This is a genomic window from Streptomyces sp. NPDC043176 (assembly GCF_056436715.1).
This window is the reverse complement of the sequence record NZ_JBWKCA010000004.1, coordinates 224,918-246,854: the sequence shown is the minus strand read 5'-3', so window position 1 is coordinate 246,854 and position 21,937 is coordinate 224,918. Positions and strand designations below refer to the sequence as shown.

The window sequence follows — 21,937 nt, the reverse complement described above, 5'->3', positions numbered from 1 at the left end:
ACCGATCATCTGACTCTGTACGGCGAAGCTAGCTCCCCCGTCCGCTGACTGTCAACGACAGAGCCAGGTGGCTACAGTGGGCGGATGAACTGGCTGGAGACGGATACGGAGAACTGCCCGGTCCGCCGCACCCTGGACGTCGTAGGCGAGAAGTGGAGCCTGCTCATCCTGCGCGAGGCGTTCAACGGAGTCCGGCGCTACGACGAGTTCCGCCACCACCTCGGCCTCTCCGAGGCCGTCCTCGCCGACCGCCTTCGCAAGCTCGTGGCCGCGGGCCTCCTGCGCAGCGAGCCCTACCGCGAACCCGGCGCCCGCACCCGCCACGAGTACCGGCTCACCCGCAAGGGCGTCGACCTCTGGCCCGTACTCCTCGCCCTCAAGCAGTGGGGCGACACGCACGCGGGCGAGCCCGACGGGCCCGTCCTCGACATCAGGCACGGCGCCTGCGGCTCCCCCGTCCGTGTCGTCGTCCAGTGCGACGGCGACGAGCAGGCCGTCCTCACGCCCCGCGACGTCACCGTCCGCCCGGGCCCCGCGGCCCGCCCCCGCCGAGCCGTCTGACGCCTCCCGAGCGCCGGCCACGACGCCGTCCGGGGCGCCCGCCCGCCGCCCGCCGCCGGGCGAGCACGCCGCGCAGCGGCTCCCCTCCGCCACCCGTTCGGCGGCACCCCCGCGATGGGGTGCCGCCCGGCCGGGTACCTGACGTGGCATGTCCTCCCCCCCCGGTCCGCCGCCCGGCGGTGCCCCCGCCGAGAACGGCCACTGGTTCCAGCGGCTCCACGCGCGCGTCGTCGCCTCGCCCGTCGGGCTGGCGTGGAACCGCGGCCGCGCGATGGAGCTCATGCACCGTGCCATGGGCTTCGCGGCACTCAGCCTGCTCACGCTCGTCCCCCTGCTGATCGTGATCGCCGCGGCGGACCTCGCGAGCGGCCAGGGCTTCGCCCGCTGGCTCGTCCAGGGCCTCGGCGTCTCCGAGGTCTCCCAGGAGGAGGTCGAGCGGCTCTTCGGCCAGCCGGGTCAGGCCCTGCAACGCACCACGGCCTTCGGCCTCGCCGCCCTCGCCGCCTTCGGCGTCACCTTCGGATCCGCCGTACAGACCGGCTACGAGCGGGTCTGGGACCTCCCCACCGCCCGCTGGCACACCATGTGGCGGCACGTCGTCTGGCTCGCCGTCCTCGTCGCGTCCCTGCTGCTCTTCGTCGCGTTCCCCGCCCCCGAGAACGCCCCGGCCGGCGTCACCACCGTCGTCGCCCTCGGCGACCTCGTCGGCACCTTCCTCTTCTTCTGGTGGTCCCAGCGGTTCCTGCTCTGCGGCCGGATCCGCTGGCGCGCCCTGGCGCCCGGGGCCGCCCTCATCGCCCTCGGCCTCCTCGGGCTGCGGGTCTTCTCGCAGCTCGTCTTCTCCCCGCTGATCGCCTCGAACGCGGTGACGTACGGGCAGTTCGGCACCGTCCTCGTGCTCCAGTCCTGGCTCGTCGGCGTCGGCTTCGTCGTGTACGGAGGCGCCCTCGCCGGGCGCCTCATCCACGAATCGCTGCTGCGTCGCCGACTGCGGATCTCCCTGTGACCCCTACTGGTCCCGGCGCCGCACCGCGAGCACCGTCACCGCCGCCGCGCCCAGCACCCACAGCGCGTACACCAGCCACGCGCCGCCCGCCGACCACGGGAAGGGCTCGTCGGCGGGCGGTCCCGCGTCCGCGAGCCGCTCCCAGGCGTGCAGCGGTGTCGCGTGGGCGAGCGCCGCGGTCAGGTGACGCCGGTCGGAGAGCACCGCGGGCAGCAGGAGGAGCAGGACCACGGCGCCGACGATCGAGGACGCGCTCTTCCGCAGCAGTGCGCCCAGCGCCATACCGGCCACCGCGCACACCGGGGCGAGGAGGGCCGAGGCCACGACGATCCGTGGCGCTCCCGGGTGGGTGATCGGCAGCCCGATGTCCCGGGCCGACAGCACGGCCTGCGTCGACCAGAACGAGGCGCCCGCGACCACCGCACCGAACCCGGTCTGCACCACCGCCACGACCAGCAGCTTCGCCGCCATGAGCGAGCCCCGTGCAGGCACCGCCGTGAACGTCGTGCGGATCAGCCCGCTGCCGTACTCGCCGACCACCGCCACCGCCCCCGTGGTGGCGGAGGCGAGGATCAGCAGCAGCGCCGCGTTGTACGTGAAGGCGTCCCACAGCGCCATGTCGTTCGCCACGAACTCGGCCCGGCCGCCCGCGTCGTACTGGAGCCAGTAGCGGTAGTGGTCCCACGCGGTGCCGAGGTTGAAGGCGACCACCGCCAGGGCGCCGAGGAACAGCGACCAGCCCGTCGACCTCAGCGACCACAGCTTCAGCCACTCCGACGCCACCAGGTCGCGGAAGCGGGCGGGGGGCTCCGTCACGGAGGCCGGGGGGAGGGCGAGGGTCGTCATCGGGCGTCTCCTGCCAGGTACTCGACGCTGTCGGCGGTCAGTTCCATGAACGCCTCCTCGAGGGAGGCCGTACGGGTGGTCAGCTGGTCGAGCGGCACCCGGTGCTCCAGGGCCAGCCGGCCGATGCGGGCCGCCGAGAGCCCGGTGACCGTCAGCAGTCCGGCGTCCTCCACGACCTCCGCTCCCTCGCCGAGCAGCAGTGCCGCCAGGGCCGCCCGGTCGGGCGAGCCGACGGACACACTCAGCCGTCTGCCCCGTGCGGCGAACTCCGTCAGGCTCTCCGCCGCGATCAGCGCACCCCGGCCTATCACCACCAACTCGTCGGCCGTGTGCTCCATCTCGGTCATCAGGTGGCTCGACACGAAGACCGTGCGGCCCTCCGAGGCGAGGCGCCTGAACAGGCCCCGCACCCACTTCACGCCCTCCGGGTCGAGGCCGTTCAGCGGTTCGTCGAACAGCAGCACCGGCGGGTCGCCGAGCAGTGCGCCCGCGATGCCGAGCCGCTGCCGCATGCCCAGGGAGTACCCGCCGATCCGGCGCCTGGCCGCGCCGGCCAGCCCGACCTCCTCCAGGACCTCGTCGACCCGGGAGAGCGGGACGCGGTTGCTGCGCGCCAGGACCGCCAGATGCGCCCGGGCGGTCCGTCCGCCGTGTGCGTCACCGGCGTCGAGCAGCGCGCCGACGTGTCGCAGACCCCGCGGCCGGTCGGTGAAGGGACGCCCGCCGACCGTCACCGACCCGCTCGTCGGCGCGTGCAGGCCCAGGATCATCCGCAACGTGGTGCTCTTGCCGGAGCCGTTGGGCCCGAGGAAGCCGGTGACCCGGCCGGGCCGGACGGTGAACGTGAGCGTGTCGACAGCGGTCGTGGCGCCGTAGCGCTTGGTGAGTTCCCTGACTTCGATCATGTGCACCACCGTGCCGCCCGGGACCCGTGCGGGGCATCGGACCGGAGCGGACAGTCGGCGGCCGGCCCTGTCACCCCAGGTCGTACGACCCCGGTCCGATGCCCGTGGCAGGGGCCGCCGTCTACGATCACCGCATGTCCGTCACCCCGTCAGCACCGTTCTACAAGAGGGTCACACCCGGCGGGTGGGCCGCCGTCGCCTGGGGTGCGGGCATCGCCTTCACGGCACTCCTCCGGATGACCGTGCCGGGCCAGGAGGGGCCGGAGGTCCTGCCCGGCTTCGTCATCCTGCGCTGGGACGGCCTCGCCATGCTGACCGTCGCCACCCTTCTCACCCTGCGCGGCAGCGCCCTGCTCGCCCGCCGTCCGACCGCTGCCCTCCACCACCTCCTCGTCGCGTCGGTGATCGCCTCCACCCCCCTCGGCGTCACCGCCATCCCCTTCGCGCAGTACCTCGCGGTCGACGTCGCGCTCTACGCCATCGCCGCCGCACGCCCCCGCCCCGAGGCCTGGCGGGCCCTCCTGCTGGCCCTCGGGCTGCTCGTCGTCTACGTGAGCGTGCGCCTGCTCGCCGGCTGGAGCGCCGGCACCACCAGCGCCCTGGCGGTCGCCCTGACCGCCCTCGTGGCCTGGCTCCTGGGCCGCTCGGAGGGACAGGCCCGGGAGTACGCGGAACGGAGCCGCGCGCAGGCCGCCGAACAGGCCGTCAGCGCCGAACGCCTGCGGATAGCCCGCGAGATGCACGACACGGTCGCCCACAGCATCGGGATCGTCGCCCTCCAGGCCGGGGCAGCCCGCCGCGTCATCGCGACCCAGCCGGAAGCCGCCCGGCAGGCCCTCACCGAGATCGAGACGGCGAGCCGCGAGACCCTCGCCGGCCTGCGACGGATGGTCGGCGCCCTGCGTACGGCGGACGCGGAGGCGCCGGCCGGGACGCCCCGCGCCCTCCCCTCCGAGGCGCGGTCCGAGGCGCTGTCCGAGGCCGGCCCGGACACCGCCGGCCGCACCGCCGCCGTCACCGGACTCCGTGGACTTCCCGAGATGCCCGGCCTCGCCGCCCTCGACCGGCTCGCCGAACTCACCGGGAACGCCGGCGTCCGGGTCGCCGTCCGCAGGGTCGGAGCCCCGGGCCCCCTGCCTCCTGACATCGACCTCTCCGCCTTCCGCATCGTCCAGGAGTCCGTCACCAACGTCGTGCGGCACTCCGGCGCCGACTCCTGCACGGTCACCGTCGACCGCCGCGACCCCGGGTCCCTCGCCGTCACCGTCGAGGACCACGGCCCCGGCACCGGTCGCCCGCGCGCGAGCGCCGGCCCGGGCTCCGGCTACGGCCTGACCGGCATGAGGGAGCGCGTCGCGGTGCTGCACGGAGAGTTCGGCGCGGGCCCCCGTCCCGGCGGGGGATTCCGCGTCACCGCCCGCATCCCCCTCCCCACAGGAGCCACCACCCGATGAGCGAGACCACAGCGGAGCGGCCCGTCCGGGTCGTCCTCGCCGACGACCAGCCCCTGGTGCGCACCGCGCTCCGGATGGTCATCACCGACACGACCGACCTCGTCGTCGCCGGCGAGGCGGCGAACGGCGCCGAGGCCGTGCGCCTCGTCGAGGAGACCGGTGCCGACGTCGTCGTGATGGACCTGCGCATGCCCGGCACCGACGGCATCGAGGCCACCCGGCTCATCACCGCCGGCACGACGGGCGCCCGGGTCGTCGTCCTCACCACCTTCGACGACGACGACCACGTCTACGGAGCGCTCCACGCGGGTGCGTCCGGCTTCCTCGTCAAGGACATGGCCCTCGACGACATCCTCGCCGCCGTCCGGGTCGTCGCCTCCGGCGACGCCCTCATCGCGCCCAGCGTCACCCGCCGCCTCATCAAGGAGTTCACCGGCCGCCCGCGGACCACGCCCGCGCCGCGCCGCGGCGTCGAGGGCATCACCGACCGCGAGCGCGAGGTCCTCACCCTCGTCGGACGGGGCCTGTCCAACACGGAGGTCGCCACCCGACTCCACATCAGCGTCGCCACCGCGAAGACCTACGTCACCCGGCTGCTGGCCAAGCTGGACGCACGCGACCGCGTGCAGCTGGTGATCATCGCGTACGAGGCGGGTCTGGTCTCCACCGGCTGACCGGCCCTGGGCGGCGGACGGAACGATCACACGATCCGGTGATCCGCGCGCGAGCGGCCGGGCGCCGCTCCGGGGAACGCTTGGATGGAGGCGATCCCACCAGCCCGTCGAGAGAGAGCCGCCCATGGCGAACACCTGGCTGCCGCCCGTCGAGTACATCGCGACCCTGCCGAGAGCGACGGCGTACGCCTGCCTCTACTTCACGGACACCGCCGGCCGCCCGTTCCAGCTGCGGGCCAGCGACCGCACCGCGCGGTGGCAGTGGCCCGGCGGGAACATGGATCCGGGGGAGACCCCCTGGGAGACGGCGGTGCGCGAGTGCCGGGAGGAGACCGGGATGACCTTCACGGGGGAACCGCGCCTGCTCGGCACCCACTTCGTCATGGACCGGGGCGAGGACTGGCCCGCCAACCACATCGGCTTCGTCTTCGACGGCGGGAAGCTGACGGACGACCAGATCGCCGCCGTCGTCCTCGACCCCGGCGAGCACAGCGAGTACAGCCTGCGCACCCTGGACGAGTGGGAGCGGGAGATGGAACCGGCGGAGTTCGCCCGCCTCGCCGAGATCGACCGGGCCCGCAGGACCGGCTCGACGGTGTACGTCGAGACCGGTCCCGCCGCGGACTGACCAGGGCCACCAGGGACCGTGGACCGACCACGGCCATCAGGGACCGTGGACTGACCAGGGCCACCAGGGGTACGACGGCGGGACCGCCCTTCCGGGCGGTCCCGCCGTGCCGTCGTCTCAGGACCGGCAGCCGACCGGATGCGCGATGTCGATCACGAAGCGCTCGGGGGAGTGCAGCGTGAACGTCTTGTAGGCGGGCTTGTCGTCGAAGGCGGCGCCGATGGAGACCACGCCCTCGAAGTCGCCGGTCAGGGCGACCCCCTTGAGCGTGGGCAGGTGGATCTTCAGCAGCCGGGGCCCCTGGTAGACGGACCGTCCGGCGTCGTCGTGGGCGGCGGCGGGGGAGAGCGTGATCGACAGGAAGTACTTCCCGGCGAGCGGGACCCTGTTGCCCGAGCCGTCGTAGTGGAGCGCGCCGACCTGACGCACGGTGACGGGGGGCATGGCGCCCCGGACGTCGATCACGAGCCGGTCGAAGGTCGCGTGGCCGCCCCAGCGGGCGTTGACGACCAGGGACGTCGTCGGCGTCGTGGAGGCACGGGACGGGGCGTTCGAGGCGCCTGCCGGGATCGTGGCGCCGATTCCGGCGGTCAGGAGGATTCCCGCGGCCACGGCCGCGAGGGTGTGACGGTGCTGCATGACGTCCCCCAATTTCTCCTGCTCGGGGACAGTGGTGTCACTGGCAGAGACATCCACCACCAGCGTACGGTTCCGCCTGTTCTGAGGTAAAAGTGCGTTATGTGCTGGAGTGCGACGGCCGACCTCTGGGCGGGCCTCGGGATCGCCGCGGTCGGCGTGGCCTCGCTCGCCTCCGTACGCCGCCCCTCCGACGCGCCCCTCGCCGCCCTGCCCCTGCTCCTGGGTGCCCATCAGATCGTCGAGGCCGCCGTCTGGCACGACGGGGGCGGCACCGGACCCGCCGCCCTCGCCTGGGCCGTGATCGCCCTCCCCCTGCTGCCCCTCTGGGTGCCGGCGGCCGTCATGGCGGCCGCCCGCCCCGCCGACCGGCCGCGACTGCGCGCGCCGCTCCTCGCGGGCGCGGCGACCGCGGCCTTCCTCGCGTACCGCCTGGCCACCCGTCCCGTCTCCGCCGGGATCCGCGGCCACACCCTCGGCTACGCCGTCGACCTGCCGTACGCGCCCCTCGTCCTCGCCGGCTACCTCCTCGCCACCGTCGGCGCGCTGCTGCTGGCCCGCGACCGGATCCTCCGGGTCCTCGGAATCGTGACGGGATCAGGGGCGGTCGTCTGCGCCGTCCTCTGGAGCGAGGCGTTCGTCTCCACGTGGTGCGCCCTCGCCGCCGTCGCCTCGCTCCTGCTGCTCTTCTGGATCCGACGGCGGCCGACCGTAACCCATCGGCCTCTCAGCAGTTGACCCGAGCATGAAGAAGCGCAGCATGCTCGCCATCGCCTCCCTCGCCGCAGGCGTCGTCACCGCTCTCGTCACCCCGCCGCCGCAGGCGAACGCCGCCGAGAGCCCGCTGGGCGGCGCCACCGGTCTCCTCCAGGAGGACCAGGGAGCCGCCACCGTCCTCCACGACACCGTCCAGGGTGCCGAAGGCGCCCTCCAGGGCGAGGCCCCCGGCGGCCTGCTCTGACCCCGATCCCCAGGTGGCGACCGGTGCCCCGCGACCCCCGTGGACCGCGGGGCACCGGCACGCCGTGACCCGGGAGGAGGCAGCCCGTGCGCGCGGCGTGCGCGAGTAATGACAGGATGTCCCCATGAGCGACAACGTTTACTTCGACATCACCATCAACGACGAGCCCGCCGGCCGGATCGTCTTCAAGCTGTACGACGACGTCGTCCCGAAGACGGCGACGAACTTCCGCGAGCTCGCGACCGGCGTGCACGGCTTCGGCTACGCCGGCTCCCCGTTCCACCGCGTCATCCCGCAGTTCATGCTGCAGGGCGGCGACTTCACCAACGGCAACGGCACCGGCGGCAAGAGCATCTACGGCGAGAAGTTCGCGGACGAGAACTTCACGCTGAAGCACGACCGCCCGTTCCTGCTCTCGATGGCGAACGCCGGCCGCAACACCAACGGCTCGCAGTTCTTCATCACCACGATCGTCACCGACTGGCTCGACGGCAAGCACGTCGTCTTCGGCGAGGTCGTCGAGGGCCAGGACCTCGTCAAGAAGATCGAGGGCCTGGGCACCCCGTCCGGCGCCACCAAGGCGAAGGTCGCGATCGCCGAGTCCGGCATCGTGAAGGCCTGATCGCCTTCCCGAGCTGAGCCGAGGGCGCCCCGCGCCCTCGCTCGTCCCACCGGCCGGGGCGGGGAGCGCCGTCCACCGGACGCGCCTCCCCGCCTCCGCCGTGTCTCCCGAAGCCGGGTGCCGTGCCCACCGGTCCCTCAGGCGAAAGCGGGCGCGTTCCGCTCCGCCCACGCCGCGAACGGCCGCGCCGCCCTGCCGAGCACGCGCTCCACGTCGGGGCTCACCCGCTGCTCCTCCGCGCTGGGCCGGCCCCACACCGACAGCATCCCGTCGACGGCCTGCTCCGGCAGGAACCGCACCAGCTGCGCACGTGCCTCGTCCGCGCTCTGCGCCACGAACTCCACCGGCGCGTCCAGCGCGTCGGCGAGGGCCCGCGCCTGCTCGCGCGGAGTCACGGCGGCCGGGCCGGTGAGCACGTAGGTACGCCCCCCGTGGGCCGGATCCCGCAGGGCCGCCGCCGCCACCGCGGCGATGTCCGACGGGTCCACGACCGGCAGCGCCACATCGGCGAACGGGGCCGCGACCGTACGGGCGGAGCGCACCCCCTCGGCCCAGAGGTACGCGTTGGAGGCGAAGCCGGTCGGCCGCAGCACCGTCCAGTCGAGTCCCGACCCGCGCACCGCCGACTCGAAGGCCCGCAGCACCGCGTGCGACGCGGAATCGGGCCGGGTCCCCGCCAGTTGCGAGGACTGGAGCACGATCCTCCGCACCCGGCAGGCCACCGCCGCGGCAACGATCCCGTCCGGGCTCAGCTCCTCGCCGAGGCCCGCGACGAGCAGGTACACGGCCTCCGCGCCCTCGAACAACTCCTTCAGACCGTCGACATCGGCCAGGTCACCCGGCCGGTGCGCCACCCCGGCGGGCAGGTCCCCGGCCGGCCGGCGGCTCACCGCCGTGACCTCCTCGCCGGCCGCGGCCAGCAGCTCCACCAGCGGTCGTCCGACGTTTCCGGTCGCTCCGGTCACCACGATCACAGCAGTCCCCTCCAGGGAGTCGGGGGCGGAGCGGATGCGCTCCGCCGTCCTCGTGACCTCATCCTGGAAGGCGAACTGGCCACCTTCTGGCCAGTTTCACGAGCGGGATGCCGGAAGCCTCAGTTCCCTTCGCCGAAACGGCGCTCGAACTTGGCGATCCGGCCTTCCGAGTCCACGGTCCGCGCCGTGCCGGTATAGAACGGGTGGCTCTCCGACGAGATCTCGACGTCGATCACCGGGTACGTCTCGCCGTCGTCCCACTCGATCGTCCGGTCGCTCGTCGCCGTGGACCGGGTGAGGAAGGCGTACCCGGCCGAGCGGTCGCGGAAGACCACAGGGCCGTACTCGGGCTGCTTGTCCTGCTGCACGTGTCCTCCTCGGGCTTGCCGCCCAGACCTGTCCGGGCCCTCTCGGCACGGCACTCCTCCAGCCTCCCCGTGCCGACGACGACCGACCAGCGCCACGGGCCCGACCGGGTGAACGGTCGTGAGGTCCTCAGACGTGGTCGGCCCAGCGGGCCGCGAGCAGCAGCGCGATGTCGTCGGGGCGCGAGGTGGCCTGGCGGGCCTCCCTGATCAGCCGGTCGGCCGCCTCCGAGAGCGGCAGTGAACCGGTCGCGGCGAGAGCCTCGCGCAAGTGCTCGATCCCCTCGTCGATGTCCCGGCCGGGCCGCTCGACCAGACCGTCCGTGAACAGCGCGAGCACCGCGCCGGGATCGAGCCGCAGCCGCGTCACGGGGTACGAGGCACGGTCGTCGACCCCGAGGACCACCCCGCCCGCCAGCTCCACCAGCTCCGTCACCCCGTCCGGCCGCAGGAGCAGCGGCTGCGGATGCCCGGCCCGCACCGCCCGCACGTCGCCCGTCTCCGGATCGAGCAGTACGTAGCAACAGCTCGCGAACTGCCCGGGGTCCAGGTCGATCAGCAGCCGGTTGGTCCCCCGCATCACGTCCTGCGGACGGTGCCCGCCCAGCGCGAACGCCCGTACGGCGCTGCGCAACTGACCCATCGTGGCGGCGGCCGCCACACCGTGGCCCTGCACGTCCCCGATGACCAGGGCGAGCTGCCCGTGCCCCGTCTCGATCACGTCGTACCAGTCGCCCCCGACGTCCATGCCCTGGGTGCCCGGCAGGTAGCGGCCCACCGTGTCCACCCCGTCCCGGACCGGCAGCCGGTGCGGGAGCAGCGCGTCCTGAAGCCCCCGCGCCACCGCCGACTCCGTGTCGTACCGCTGGGCCCGCTCCAGGGCCTGCGCGATCAGGCCCGCGAGTGCCGTGAGCACGGTCCGCTCCTCGGGGCTGAACCCGCGTGGCCGGTCGAAGCCGAGGATGCAGGAACCCACCGGTCGCCCGGAGGCGATCAGCGGCAGGAACGCCCGGGCTCCCGAGTGCGCGTCCATCGGCAGGTCCGGATACGCGCGGCCCAGCTGCTCCATCGACTCGAAGAACAGCGGCCGGCCCGTGGTCAGCGTCTCCACCCCCGGCAGCCGGGTGTCCAGGGCCACGCCGTCGAAGGGCTCCAGGAACCCCGGCGGGAACCCCGTCTCCCAGGCCAGGTAGAGGCGCCGGTCGCTCAGCAGATAGATGGCCAGCTGCCGTCCGCCGAACGCCGGCAGCAGCTCCTCCGTCACCACCGCCGCCACCTGGCGCGCCGTCACCGCCTCGGTCAGCGCGATCGCCAGGGCGACCGGCCGGTAGAGGGCCGCAGCCCGGTCGCCGGGCGCGGCGAGCCCGTCGTCCGCCCGCCGGCCGCCGCGGGTCCTGGCGCCGAGGCCCGCCGGGTCCTCCTCGGGGACCAGCACCATGGTGACCCCGTCCCGCCCCGGATGGAGCGACACGGACAGCCACCGGCCGCGCTCCGGTCGGGCCAGGAAACGCACCGGTTCGCCGGAGAGCAGCGCGGCACGGAGCTGTTCCTCGTGGAAGGGGAGGCCGAACCAGGGCAGGGCCTCCCACAGCGGCCGTCCGGCCAGCGCGCCGCGCGGGCGGCCGAGCAGCCGTTCGGTCCGTTCGTTGACGTACGTGATGCGGCCGAGCCGGTCGATCGCCAGGATCGCCCGCGGCAGCCGGTCGGTCGCGTCCGAACCCACGAGGCCCGTCCCGAGGTCGACCAGGGTGCCCGTGAGATGGCCACCGCCGGCGCCGACCGGACGGATCGCGTCCGCCGCGCCCGAGACCGCACCGTCCGGTGGGGGCGGGCCGGTCCCGCTCGTCGTGGTCCTCCGCGCCCGCGTGGTCACCTCGAGCAGGTGCAGGCCGCCGTCCGGCCCCTTCAGCCGGAGCCTGCGGACCGCGGGCCGTCCGTCGACGCCCGTCGCCTGCCGGGCCGCCGCCCAGAGCGCGTACCCGTCCTCCGGTTCGAGCAGGGACGTCAGCACGTCGATCGAGCAGGGGGAGCCGATCTCCGCCCCGAGGATCCCGAGCAGCCCCCGGTCGAGCGTGACCGTGCCCGTGTCGAGGTCCCAGTCGAAGGAACCGAAGCGGACGGGCGGGCCGGAGCCGATGGACAGCTGCACGCACACCGGATCGCCGGGCCACTCGATCACGGAGCCCCCGCGGGCCAGGGCGGACAGGGACTCACCCAGGCGGAGCGCGCCGCGGGTCATCCGGTTCCGGTCCTGGGCGTTCACGGGAACCCCCGGACTGGGCGGCCTCAGTGCCACGAGCACCCCGAACCGCTCACGCCCGGCGACGACCGGGGCGTACAGCGAGGAGAAGGGGAACGGCAGGCTGGCCACCAGCTGGGGAAACCGGCGCATGGCCTCCTCGACGTCGGCGAGGTGCACGGGCTGCCCCGAGCGGTGGACCTCCGCCACCGGAAACGGCCGGTTCGCGTGCATGCGCCACCACGGGCGGAACAAAGGCCCCGGAAGTCCCACGAGCACTGCCAGCCGCAGCAGCCCCGGAGATCCGGAGCGCAGATACACGCCGCCCGCGTACCCCCCGACCTCCTCGACGGCGCGCAGCGCCTCCTCCGCCAGCGTCCAGGTGAGCGCGGAGGAAGAAGGCCCGTCGGCAGTTCCCATCCCGGACGGAGGTCCGGTGCCGCCCGCCGGGCCGGGGCCGGACGTGCCGTGCGAGGTCACACAGTCAGGATGCCCCCGACGCGAAGGGCTCCGCATCCCGGACCCGGGGCCCGCGTTCCGGGCGGCGATGTTGACCGAAAGCTTCCGCGCCGTCACACTCGGTCGTCGACCGCCGCCGCCGGCGCGCGGCGCCACCACCCGCGACCAGGGGGCACGATGACGGACCGGCTTCTTCCGTACGACGTTCAGGGCGGGGGTCCCGCGCGGGCCCTCGTGCTGCACAACTGGTTCGGCGACCGCACCAGCTTCGACTCCCTCCGAGCCCACCTGAACGACGCCACCGGCACCTACGCCTTCGTCGACTGCCGCGGCTACGGAGAGGCCCTCGACCACGCGGGCGCGTACACGATGGAGGAGGTCGCGTCCGACGCGCTGGCGGTGGCCGACGACCTCGGATGGGAGTCCTTCTCCGTCATCGGCCACTCGATGGGCGGGAAGGCGGCCCAGCTGATGCTGCTCGACGCCCCCGACCGCGTCCGGTCGATCGTCGGCATCTCACCCGTCTCGGCGGCGGGCTTCCCCCTCGACGGCGAGACCTGGGAGCTCTTCGCCGGCGCGGCAGAGGAGCCCGCCAACCGCCGGGCGATCATCGACAACACCACCGGCGGCCGCTACGACGACGCCTGGCTCGCCGCACTCGTCGACCGGTCGGTCGGCCGCTCCTCCGCGACGGCCTTCCGCGCCTACCTGGACTCCTGGTCCCGCATCGACTTCCACGAGCGCGTCCGCGACAACCCCACCCCCGTCCTGCTCGTGGTCGGCGCCCACGACCCGGCGCTCGGCACCGAGGCGATGGAGTCCACCTGGCTGCGCTGGTACCCCAACGCGCGCCTCGAAGTCCTGAAGGACGCCGGCCACTACGCCCCCGAGGAGACGCCGGGGCCCCTCGCCGAGGCCATCGAGGCGTTCCTCGCCGCATGACGCCCTGAGCCCCCGCCCGGCGGGGGCTCGCCGGTGTTCCTCGCCCAACGGGGGGCTCGCCGGTGTTCTCGGAAGTCTTCGCACGGCGTGCGGGACGTCATCCGAACGTCGACGGATCCGACGACTTTCGAGGACAGCGGTCGGGCTGTGCCGTACGCGATCATCGTGGTCACGACGCCACGGGACGGTCTCCGGGAGACCGCCCACGATCAGCAGGAGCACACCCGATGGGCCTCGCGCAGTCTCAGCACCGCTTCCTCGTCAGGCAGAAGGTGACGCTCATGGCGAACCGCTACCTGGTGCACACCGTCGGACCCGACGGCGAGGAGGCGGAACTCGTCGCGTTCGCCCACCAGAAGAGAATGGCGTTCAAGGAGCACGTCACCTTCTACACCGACGAGTCCCGGAGCCAGGTCCTGTTCACGTTCAAGGCCCGCCAGGTCTTCGACGTCGGCGCGACCTACGACGTGCACGGTGCCTCGGGGACCCGGCTCGGGAGCTTCCGCAAGGACTTCGCGGCCTCCCTGCTGCGCAGCACCTGGCACCTGAGTGGGGAGGACGCGGCGGGCGAGGCCACCGGACGGGAGCGGCACCAGGGGGTGGCGCTGTTGCGGCGGGTCTGGGAGTTCCTGCCCTTCACGGAGCTGGTCCCGTTCGCCGTGCCGTACCACTTCGACTTCACCGCGGCCGGACGGTCCGTCATGTCCGTCGACAAGCGGTTCGGTCTGCGGGACCGGTACGTGCTGGAGATAGCCGATCCGGAGCTCGACCGGCGGCTCGCGATAGCCCAGGCCGTCGCCCTGGACGCCCTGCAGTCCCGCTGACCCACCTGCGGGGCGGCCCCGCGACGACCTCCGGTCCCGCCTGGCCCCGGGGCCGCCCCGCCCCGGGGCCGCTGACTCACTTGCGGGTGCTGCCTCACGGCGGCCTCCGGTCCCGCCTGGCCTCCGGGGCCGCTGACTCACTTGCGGGTGCTGCTCCGCGGCGGCCTCCCGGCCCGCCTGGCCCCCGGCCGCCGACCCACCTGCGGGGGCGGCCTCGCGACGGCCTCATGCCCGACTGACCCCCGTGGACGCCGGCACCCGTCGTCCGCCCGGGACGCGTCTACCCTGGAAGGAGGGGCAGGGACGGGCGCGCCGCTCCTTCCCGGGCCCGGGCCGCGCAGGCGGAAGGGCGGTGGACCATGTTCTTCGGGGATCGCACCGACGCGGGCAGGCAGCTCGCCGCCCGGCTCCACCACCTCAAGGGCCATGACGTCGTGGTCCTCGGGCTCCCGCGGGGCGGGGTGCCGGTCGCCGCGGAGGTGGCCGACGCCCTCGACGCGCCGCTCGACATCTGTCTCGTACGGAAGCTGGGGGTGCCCCAGCAGCCGGAGCTCGCGATGGGCGCCCTGGGCGAGGGCGGTGTGCGCGTGCTCAACGAGCGGGTGATCCGGCAGACAGGGGTCGGCGACCGCGCGCTCGCGGCGGTGGAGGAGCGTGAGCACGCCGTGCTGGAGGAGCGCGCCGACCGCTACCGGGGCAGCAGGGCGTCCGTACCGCTCGAAGGGCGGACCGTGGTCGTCGTGGACGACGGGCTGGCCACGGGTGCCACGGCACTGGCGGCCTGCCGGGTGGTCCGCGCCCGGGGAGCGGCCCGGATCGTGCTGGCCGTCCCGGTGGCTCCGCGCGGCTGGACGGCACGGCTCGGCGGCGAGGCGGACGAGACGGTGAGCGTCCACGCGCCGGAGGTCTTCTACGCGATCGGACAGTTCTACCGGGACTTCGAGCAGACCGCGGACGCCGAGGTCATCGCCTGTCTGGACCGGAGCAGGGCCGCGCGGGGCCCGGTGGTGCGGGGCTCGGACGCCTGGATCGACGTCGGCGGCGCCACGCTCACGGGGCGGCTCGCCGTGCCCGACGGCGCCAAGGGCATCGTGCTGTTCGCCCACGGGAGCGGAAGCAGCCGGCACAGCCCCCGGAACCGGGCGGTGGCAGACTCACTCAACCGGGCGGGCCTCGGGACCCTGCTGTTCGACCTGCTCACGGAGGGCGAGGCGGGCGACCGGGCGCGGGTCTTCGACACGCCGCTGCTGGCCGGCCGGCTGGCGCTCGCGACGGAGTGGTTGGCCGGGCAGCCGGTGAGCACCGGCCTTCCGCTGGGCTACTTCGGTGCCAGTACGGGGGCGGCGGCCGCGCTGTGGGCGGCCGCCGACCCCGGGTGCGCCGTGAGGGCCGTCGTCTCACGCGGTGGCCGGCCGGACCTCGCGGGGGACCGGTTGGCCGGGGTGCGTGCCCCGACGCTCCTGGTGGTGGGCGGCGAGGACGCGCTGGTCCTCGACCTGAACCGGCGGGCCGGGTCACTGCTGCGCTGCGAGAGCCGGTTGACGGTGGTGGAGGGCGCCACGCACCTCTTCGAGGAGCCCGGCGCCCTGGAGGAGGTGGCGGAGCTCGCCACCTCCTGGTTCACCGAGCACTTCAGGGATCAGTAGGCGCTGTTGACGTTGTCGATGGAGCCGTAGCGGTCGGCCGCGTAGTTGCAGGCGGCGGTGATGTTGGCGACCGGGTCGAAGAGGTCCATGGACGTGCCGGGCACGTGGTAGGCGAGGAAGGTCGGCTCGATGACCTGGAGCAGACCCTTCGAGGGCGTTCCGGCGGCCGCGTTGGAGTCCCAGAGGTTGATCGCCTGGGGGTTGCCGGAGGACTCGCGCATGACGTTGCGGAGGATGCCGTCGTACGTGCCCGGGATGCCCCGCTGGGCCATGATGGCCAGCGACTCCCGGATCCAGCCGTCGAGGTTGTCGGCGTAGTTGGTGGCGGCGGCCGGGGCCGCCTGGGCCGGGGCGGCGGCGGGAGCGGCGGCGGGAACGGCCTGTGCCGCGGAGGCGCCCGTGGGGGCGGCGGGGGCGGACCGGTGCTCGGAGCGGCTCGCCCGCTCGGGCGTGGTGCTCTTCTTCTTCGCCGGCGTGGGAGCGACCTTCGCGGAGTCCCGACGAAGCGTCAGTTCAAGGCCCGGGTGAATAAGTGACGGGTTGTCACCCACAGCGCTCCTGTTGGCCCGGTAAAGGCTCTTCCAGCCGCCCTGAATTCCCTTCTTCTGGGCGATCAGGGAAAGCGAGTCGCCGCTGACCACGGTGTAGGTGCGGGCCGCGGCGGGCGCGGCGGGCGCGGCGGGAGCCGTGACGGACGCCGGTGCGGCGGCGGGAGCGGCGACGGCGCGGGCGGTGAATTCCGGGGCTCCGGAAACGGGCGCGGCGCCGGCCGCGGCGGGGGCGATCAGCGGGAGGGCGAGGGCGACCCCGCCCGTGCCCGCCAGTGCGATTCCCTGGGAGACGGGGCGGCGTCGGGGGCGGCGGTGCTTACCGTGAGCAGGCATGACGGATTCCTCTCCGGCGCCTGCGGGGTGAGCTGTCGGGTTCGGACGGGAGGTGTCCGGCCGCGCGCACGCGGCTGCACCCCGAGCCGTTCCGGATTTCCGGGCCGGCGTATTCGTGGGTCCCCCGCTCCTGCCGTCGGGTGAAAAGGGAGGTATTTCGAGCGGTGGCAGGATTAGGCGATCCGCTCGAATGGAGGTGACCGTAGGCCAGTAATGCCGCGGATAACAAGAGGGCGTCGACCCGTGGCGCGGTGAAAAGATCACGGAATTCGATGAATTCAAGATCGGCCGGTCCTCCGGCCTCTTGAACTTCCGTCTGTCCCATGGCTCGCGGGATGTGGATCACCGCGTCGGCTCCGGGAGAGTGAGTCGCGTCACCAGGTGTTCAATGTCCGAATATGCACCGTAATTCTGTTAATAGGAAAATAGTAGGAAAAGGCCGCGTCGGCACGGGTGCACTTAAGGGCAAAAGTCGCAAAACCGACATTCATCCTGAAAGATGGAGCCACCCCGACCGAGGAGCCGCCGCATGACGCCCGTGATCTCCCTGCCCAGCCCCGACACCGTCGACCGCGAGGCCGCCGCGCTGTACGACAGCGCCACCTGGCAGCGGATCGTCACCGACTGGACCGCCGACGCCCCCCTCGCCCCCGACAGCCCCCTCGCTCCCGACGGCCCCCTCACTCTTGGCGGCCCGCCGCCCGGGGCCGCGACCTGGCGGGACCTGCTCACCGTGCCGGTGGAGAGACTCGTGGCCGACGCGCTCGACGCGCTGCCACCGCCCCTCCCCGCCGAGCGTCGTCTGCCGGGCCGCATCGGAGCCGTACTCCCGGACCGGCTGCACGCCTGGCGCCGCATCGGCAGCGCCGAGCTGCGCCCGTCGGTCCACCTCGGCTACGCCCGTCTCGTGCTGACGGACTGGGGCTGGCAGAACGCCCCGTACAAGCTGCGCGACCGGCGGGGAGCCCGCTGCGTCTGCGGCGCCCTGCTCGCCGCCCACCGCCTCGGCCACGGCGGCGCGGACACCATGAACGAGGCGGCGGCGTGGATCATGACCGAGCTCAGGTCGCGGGGATGGCACGACCTGATCGGACCCTGGAACCGTGCCCCCGGCCGTACGGCCGATGACGCCGTGGCCCTCCTCGACGCCACCATCCGGCGGGCCGCGCAGGCCGGCCGATGACGCCCCGGGTACGGCCCGCGGAGCGGCTCAGCCGGTGACGCTGGGCGCCCCGGTCTCGATGTGGCCGGTGTACCGGCGGGACCAGGTCCCGTCGATGTCGGCGAGGACGGTGAAGTCGTACCAGCCGCCCTGGTGGGCCACCGCGTTGAAGAAGTCCTCACGGCTGGAGTTCGCCGGCACCGTGTACGTCCACGGCCCGTCCGAGCGGTAGCCGTTCGACCGGATGGTGAAGGTGACCGGACCGCCCGAGGTGTTGGTCATCGTGAACCACAGCGCCGTCCTGCCCGTGCCCGGCTCGGTCGCGAACCGGGCCGCCACCTCCACGGCCTTGCCCGCCTTGGAGGCGTCGCCGATGAAGCGCCGCAGGAAGCGGTTGGGTCCCATCATCGAGATGTCGTACTTGCCGGAGCCCGAGCCGAGGCCGATGTTGAAGTAGTCCGACGCCGTGCCGCCCGGGTCGACGGTGTACTGCCAGGCGGCCGTGTCGCGGTACTGGTGCGGATGGATCGAGAAGTGGGCCGCGCGCTTGGCCTCCGCGCCCTGGTTCGTCATCGAGAACCAGGCGAGGATCTTGCCCGCGGCGCCGAACTCGAACCGGTCGAGATTGCCGTTCACCTGGTACGGCACGGCGCGTGCCGGGCGGGTGCCGGACTCCTGGGCGGGCAGGGCGTTGTTCTGCGGTGCCGGGTTCGGCAGCGGACCGCAGGTGGCCTGACCGATCACCCCGGCCGTGGAGGGAAGGCCGGCCGGCACGCCGTAGACCGGGTGGGCGAAGTCGAAGACCCCGGTCAGATCACCCGTCACCTTCCTGCGCCAGGCACTGATGTTGGGGCAGGTGGCCGGTGTCCCGAGGGCCGCCGTCCAGGTCTCCATGAAGCGCAGGACGGAGGTGTGGTCGAAGACCTCGGAGCTCACCCAGCCGCCCCGGGTCCACGGGGACATGACAATCATCGGGACGCGGAAGCCCAGGCCGATCGGCGCGCCGTCCAGGTACTCGCCCGGCGTTCCCGGCGGGGCGACCGGCGGCGGCACGTGGTCGAAGAAGCCGTCGTTCTCGTCGTAGTTGAGGAAGAGCACCGTCGAGTCGAAGACCTCCGCGTCGGCGGCCAGGGCCCGGTAGACGAGGTCGACGAAGTGCGCGCCGTCCCCGGGCGGCGCGTAGGGGTGCTCCGAGAACGCCTCGCTCGCGACCACCCACGACACCTGCGGCAGTGTGCCCGCCACGACGTCGGCACGGATCGCCGCGGCGATGTCGTCCGGGGTGGAGCCGGTGACCTTGGGGACCGAGCCCATGCCCCGGTCGTACAGCGGGTCCCCGGGCCGCGCGTCGGTGAACCGCTTGAAGTACGCGAGGCCGTTGTCGCCGTAGTTGTCCTGGGCGTTCTGGTAGACCTTCCAGCTCACTCCGGCGCGCTGGAGCGCCTCGGCGTACGTCTCCCAGGTCAGGCCCGACTCGTCGCCGCCGTCCTTGCTGGAGGCGTCGATCCTCCCGCTCCAGAGGAAGGTGCGGTTGGGGCCGGTGGCGCTGAGCGCCGAGCAGAAGTAGGCGTCGCAGACCGTGTAGTGGTCGGCGAGCGCGTGGTGGAAGGGGATGTCCCCGCGGTCCAGGTGGCCGAGGGTCCGGGTGTTGCCGACGCCCGTGACCCAGTTGTCGAGACGCCCCCTGTTCCAGGCGGCGTGCTGCGAGGTCCAGCTGTGCGGCAGGTCGCCGTTGCACTGTGCGAGGGTCTCGCCGTCGACGCCGCCGGCGGGCGGGGTGTCGCTCAGCTTCCAGGGGTAGTGCCGCCCGCCCCAGTTGGGCTGGTTGAACATGCCCCAGCCGCCCGGCAGGTTGCCCGCGGCGCGGTCGCCGAAGCCGCGGACGCCGCGCAGGGTGCCGAAGTAGTGGTCGAAGCTGCGGTTCTCCTGCATGAGGATCACCACGTGCTTGACGTCGGTGAGGGTGCCGGTGGCCGCCGCGGCGGCGGCGGACGCCCGCACCGGCGGCAGTGCCGCACCCGCCACGAGCCCCGCGCCGATACCGACGAATCCCCTGCGGCTGATGGGAATCATGCCCCGCCTCTCGTGTCACGGCGCGCCCCGGTGGGCACGTCGGAGACATGATGGAGGAGGAGAGCTTAAAGGTATACGGCTGTGCCGTAATTAACGGGTTAACAGTCCGAGGCCAGGAAATCCCCGGGCTTGATTGGTCCACCCGTGGACCAATGGCGTCAGACGGTGATCACCTTCACGCCGGCCTCGGTGAGCTGGGTGATCGTCTCCGGCGTGATGCCGGTGTCCGTCACCAGGACGTCGATCCGGTCCAGACCACAGATCCGGGCGAACGCGCGGCGGCCCATCTTCGAGGAGTCGGTCACCACGACGACCCGGCTGGCACGCTCCGCGAAGAGCCGGCTGATGCTCGCCTCGTCCTCCTGGTGGGCCATCACGCCGAGCGTGGCGTCGACGCCGTCGACCCCCAGCACCACCACGTCGAGCACGACCTCGTTGAGCACCCCGACGGTCAGTGGCCCGACCAGCTCGTACGTCTGGGGGCGCGCCACCCCTCCGGTGGCGACGATCTTGATCTGCGGCCGCACCGCGAGCTCGCCCGCGATGTTGAGGGCGTTGGTCACCACGGTCAGGGCGGGGCTTCCGGACGCCGCTCCCGGGGAGGCGGGCGCCTCGGCCCGGCCGCTCGCGAACCGCAGCGCCAGGGCGCGGGCCACCTCCGTCGTCGTCGTGCCCCCGTTGAGTCCGACCACGTCGCCCGGGGCGACGAGATCGGCCGCGGCCTCCGCGATCCGGCGCTTCTCCGGCGCGTGCCGCGTCGACTTGTACCGCAGTGGCAGTTCGTGCGACACGCCGTGCGCCACCGCCCCGCCCCGCGTCCGTACCAGCAACTGCTGCTCGGCGAGCTCGTCGAGGTCTCGGCGGATCGTGGCGGCGGAGACGTCCAGCGCGGTCGCCGCCTCCTCCACCTCCACCTTTCCCGAGGCCGCCAGCAGCTCAAGGAGCGTGTTCCACCGCTCGTGCTTGGACATGCGTCCCTCCCTCCCGCTCGTGCGCGCGTCCGATTCTATCCGCCGAGGCGTGCGGGATCTGGAAAGGTAGTGCATCTTTCTGCTTGAATATCCTCGACTTCGAGCAACTTCACTCATCATTGCGCATGCTTCTTGCAAGGAGAGTCGTATGACCACCACCCGCACCGCCGTGGAGATCGCCTCCCAGCCGACGACCTGGCGCCAGGTCGCCCGTACCCTGCCGCAGCACTCCGCGGCCCTGCCGCGACGGGGGGAGCGGGTCGCCGTGATCGGCTGCGGCACCTCCTGGTTCATGGCCCTGGCCTACGCGGAACTGCGCGAGTCCGGCGGCCACGGCGAGACCGACGCCTTCGCGGCCTCGGAGTTCCCCTACGGCCGCCGCTACGACCGGGTCGTGGCGATCACCCGCTCCGGCACCACCAGCGAGGTCCTCGCCGTCCTGACCCGCCTGCGCGGCACCGTGCCCACCGGCGCGGTCACGGCCGACCCCACGACCCCGGTGATGGACCTCGCCGACGAGGTCGCCGTCCTCGACTTCGCCGACGAGGAGTCCGTCGTCCAGACCCGTTTCGCGACCACGGCCCTCGCCCTGTTCCGCGCGCACCTGGAAGCGGAGGAGGCGCTGCCCGACGGCGTCGCCACCGTCGAGGAGGCGGCGCGGGACGCCGAGCGGGCCCTCGCGTCGCCCCTCGCCGAAGAGATCCTCACCGCCGAGCAGTTCACCTTCCTCGGCAGCGGCTGGACCTACGGACTCGCGCTGGAGGCAGGCCTGAAGATGCGCGAGGCGGCCGGCGCCTGGACGGAGGCGTACCCCGCCATGGAGTACCGCCACGGCCCCATCAGCATCACCGGGCCGGGCCGGGTGGCCTGGGGTTTCGGGGAACTGCCCGCCGGGCTCGCGGACGACGTGCGCAAGGTCGGCGGCACCCTCGCCGAGAGCGACCTCGACCCGATGGCCGAGCTGATCCGGGCCCAGCGCCTCGCGGTGGCCGTCGCCGAGGCCCAGGGCCTCGACCCGGACACCCCCCGCAACCTGACCCGTTCCGTGGTCCTCTCCGACGTCCGTGCCTGACCGCCGCACCATGACCGTTCACACCCCGGGAGC

22 protein-coding genes and 1 riboswitch are annotated in these 21,937 nt (G+C 73.2%); of the genes, 13 read left to right on the top strand and 9 right to left on the bottom strand.

Annotation, left to right across the window (positions count from 1 at the left end; genetic code table 11):
• The first annotated feature begins 84 nt into the window (after positions 1-84).
• On the top strand, positions 85-561 hold the full coding sequence (locus tag AC067A_RS08355; protein WP_478616240.1) for a winged helix-turn-helix transcriptional regulator: 477 nt from the start codon (positions 85-87) through the stop codon (positions 559-561).
• 148 nt (positions 562-709) lie between these two features.
• Entirely contained in the window at positions 710-1,567 is an 858-nt protein-coding gene (locus AC067A_RS08350; protein WP_478616237.1) for a YhjD/YihY/BrkB family envelope integrity protein, read from the top strand.
• Positions 1,568-1,570: 3 nt separating this feature from the next.
• Here AC067A_RS08350 and AC067A_RS08345 read toward each other — a convergent pair whose 3' ends face one another.
• A complete protein-coding gene (locus tag AC067A_RS08345) occupies positions 1,571-2,413 on the bottom strand; it encodes an ABC transporter permease (RefSeq protein WP_478616234.1) in 843 nt (280 codons plus the stop codon).
• On the bottom strand, positions 2,410-3,318 hold the full coding sequence (locus AC067A_RS08340) for an ABC transporter ATP-binding protein (protein WP_478616231.1): 909 nt from the start codon (positions 3,316-3,318) through the stop codon (positions 2,410-2,412). Before AC067A_RS08340 ends, AC067A_RS08345 begins: the two co-directional genes overlap by 4 nt.
• A gap of 134 nt (positions 3,319-3,452) precedes the next feature.
• On the opposite strand from AC067A_RS08340, the gene AC067A_RS08335 reads away from it, so the two are divergent.
• The 3 genes from AC067A_RS08335 (at position 3,453) to AC067A_RS08325 (ending at position 6,074) form a co-directional block, all read left to right on the top strand.
• Entirely contained in the window at positions 3,453-4,772 is a 1,320-nt protein-coding gene (locus tag AC067A_RS08335) for a sensor histidine kinase (RefSeq protein WP_478616229.1), read from the top strand.
• A complete protein-coding gene (locus AC067A_RS08330) occupies positions 4,769-5,446 on the top strand; it encodes a response regulator (RefSeq protein WP_478616227.1) in 678 nt (225 codons plus the stop codon). Before AC067A_RS08335 ends, AC067A_RS08330 begins: the two co-directional genes overlap by 4 nt.
• A 124-nt stretch (positions 5,447-5,570) precedes the next feature.
• On the top strand, positions 5,571-6,074 hold the full coding sequence (locus AC067A_RS08325) for an NUDIX domain-containing protein (RefSeq protein WP_478616224.1): 504 nt from the start codon (positions 5,571-5,573) through the stop codon (positions 6,072-6,074).
• A gap of 117 nt (positions 6,075-6,191) precedes the next feature.
• On the opposite strand, the gene AC067A_RS08320 is transcribed toward AC067A_RS08325, so the two are convergent.
• A complete protein-coding gene (locus AC067A_RS08320) occupies positions 6,192-6,713 on the bottom strand; it encodes an AMIN-like domain-containing (lipo)protein (protein ID WP_478616701.1) in 522 nt (173 codons plus the stop codon).
• A 99-nt stretch (positions 6,714-6,812) separates the two neighbouring features.
• Between AC067A_RS08320 and AC067A_RS08315 the strand changes: the two genes are divergently transcribed.
• From AC067A_RS08315 to AC067A_RS08305, 3 genes are all read left to right on the top strand, one after another.
• Complete coding sequence (locus AC067A_RS08315; protein ID WP_478616222.1) at positions 6,813-7,448, top strand: DUF6629 family protein; 636 nt, start codon at positions 6,813-6,815, stop codon at positions 7,446-7,448.
• A 7-nt stretch (positions 7,449-7,455) separates the two neighbouring features.
• Positions 7,456-7,671 carry a hypothetical protein gene (locus AC067A_RS08310; protein WP_478616219.1) on the top strand — a complete coding sequence of 72 codons (216 nt, stop codon included), beginning with the start codon at positions 7,456-7,458 and terminating at the stop codon, positions 7,669-7,671.
• Between the two features lie 124 nt (positions 7,672-7,795).
• Positions 7,796-8,293, top strand: coding sequence for a peptidylprolyl isomerase (locus AC067A_RS08305; protein WP_478616216.1), 498 nt, complete (start codon positions 7,796-7,798; stop codon positions 8,291-8,293).
• A gap of 137 nt (positions 8,294-8,430) precedes the next feature.
• On the opposite strand, the gene AC067A_RS08300 is transcribed toward AC067A_RS08305, so the two are convergent.
• The 3 genes from AC067A_RS08300 to AC067A_RS08290 all read right to left on the bottom strand — a co-directional run bounded on the left by AC067A_RS08300 (position 8,431) and on the right by AC067A_RS08290 (position 12,351).
• Positions 8,431-9,267 carry an SDR family oxidoreductase gene (locus AC067A_RS08300; RefSeq protein WP_478616213.1) on the bottom strand — a complete coding sequence of 279 codons (837 nt, stop codon included), beginning with the start codon at positions 9,265-9,267 and terminating at the stop codon, positions 8,431-8,433.
• A 119-nt stretch (positions 9,268-9,386) separates the two neighbouring features.
• On the bottom strand, positions 9,387-9,635 hold the full coding sequence (locus tag AC067A_RS08295; RefSeq protein WP_478616210.1) for a type B 50S ribosomal protein L31: 249 nt from the start codon (positions 9,633-9,635) through the stop codon (positions 9,387-9,389).
• A 127-nt stretch (positions 9,636-9,762) separates the two neighbouring features.
• A complete protein-coding gene (locus AC067A_RS08290) occupies positions 9,763-12,351 on the bottom strand; it encodes a SpoIIE family protein phosphatase (protein WP_478616207.1) in 2,589 nt (862 codons plus the stop codon).
• A gap of 156 nt (positions 12,352-12,507) precedes the next feature.
• Between AC067A_RS08290 and AC067A_RS08285 the strand changes: the two genes are divergently transcribed.
• From AC067A_RS08285 to AC067A_RS08275, 3 genes are all read left to right on the top strand, one after another.
• Complete coding sequence (locus AC067A_RS08285) at positions 12,508-13,272, top strand: alpha/beta fold hydrolase (protein ID WP_478616204.1); 765 nt, start codon at positions 12,508-12,510, stop codon at positions 13,270-13,272.
• A gap of 227 nt (positions 13,273-13,499) precedes the next feature.
• A complete protein-coding gene (locus tag AC067A_RS08280; protein WP_478616201.1) occupies positions 13,500-14,096 on the top strand; it encodes an LURP-one-related family protein in 597 nt (198 codons plus the stop codon).
• 359 nt (positions 14,097-14,455) lie between these two features.
• On the top strand, positions 14,456-15,742 hold the full coding sequence (locus tag AC067A_RS08275; protein ID WP_478616198.1) for a phosphoribosyltransferase family protein: 1,287 nt from the start codon (positions 14,456-14,458) through the stop codon (positions 15,740-15,742).
• Here AC067A_RS08275 and AC067A_RS08270 read toward each other — a convergent pair.
• Positions 15,736-16,626, bottom strand: coding sequence for a LysM peptidoglycan-binding domain-containing protein (locus AC067A_RS08270; RefSeq protein ID WP_478616195.1), 891 nt, complete (start codon positions 16,624-16,626; stop codon positions 15,736-15,738). The two genes, AC067A_RS08275 and AC067A_RS08270, sit on opposite strands and share 7 nt — an antisense overlap.
• A 4-nt stretch (positions 16,627-16,630) precedes the next feature.
• Positions 16,631-16,787, bottom strand: a riboswitch (cyclic di-AMP (ydaO/yuaA leader).
• Between the two features lie 368 nt (positions 16,788-17,155).
• Between AC067A_RS08270 and AC067A_RS08265 the strand changes: the two genes are divergently transcribed.
• Positions 17,156-17,809 carry a DUF6197 family protein gene (locus tag AC067A_RS08265; protein WP_478616192.1) on the top strand — a complete coding sequence of 218 codons (654 nt, stop codon included), beginning with the start codon at positions 17,156-17,158 and terminating at the stop codon, positions 17,807-17,809.
• 27 nt (positions 17,810-17,836) lie between these two features.
• Here AC067A_RS08265 and AC067A_RS08260 read toward each other — a convergent pair whose 3' ends face one another.
• Positions 17,837-19,861 (bottom strand): phosphocholine-specific phospholipase C, encoded by a 2,025-nt coding sequence (locus tag AC067A_RS08260; protein ID WP_478616189.1) that lies wholly within the window; start codon positions 19,859-19,861, stop codon positions 17,837-17,839.
• Between the two features lie 158 nt (positions 19,862-20,019).
• Positions 20,020-20,832, bottom strand: coding sequence for a DeoR/GlpR family DNA-binding transcription regulator (locus tag AC067A_RS08255; RefSeq protein WP_478616186.1), 813 nt, complete (start codon positions 20,830-20,832; stop codon positions 20,020-20,022).
• Between the two features lie 148 nt (positions 20,833-20,980).
• Here AC067A_RS08255 and AC067A_RS08250 point away from each other — a divergent pair, with 148 nt between their 5' ends.
• Positions 20,981-21,904: an SIS domain-containing protein gene (locus tag AC067A_RS08250; RefSeq protein ID WP_478616183.1), complete on the top strand. Its 924-nt coding sequence runs from the start codon at positions 20,981-20,983 to the stop codon at positions 21,902-21,904.
• Positions 21,905-21,937 lie beyond the last annotated feature (33 nt).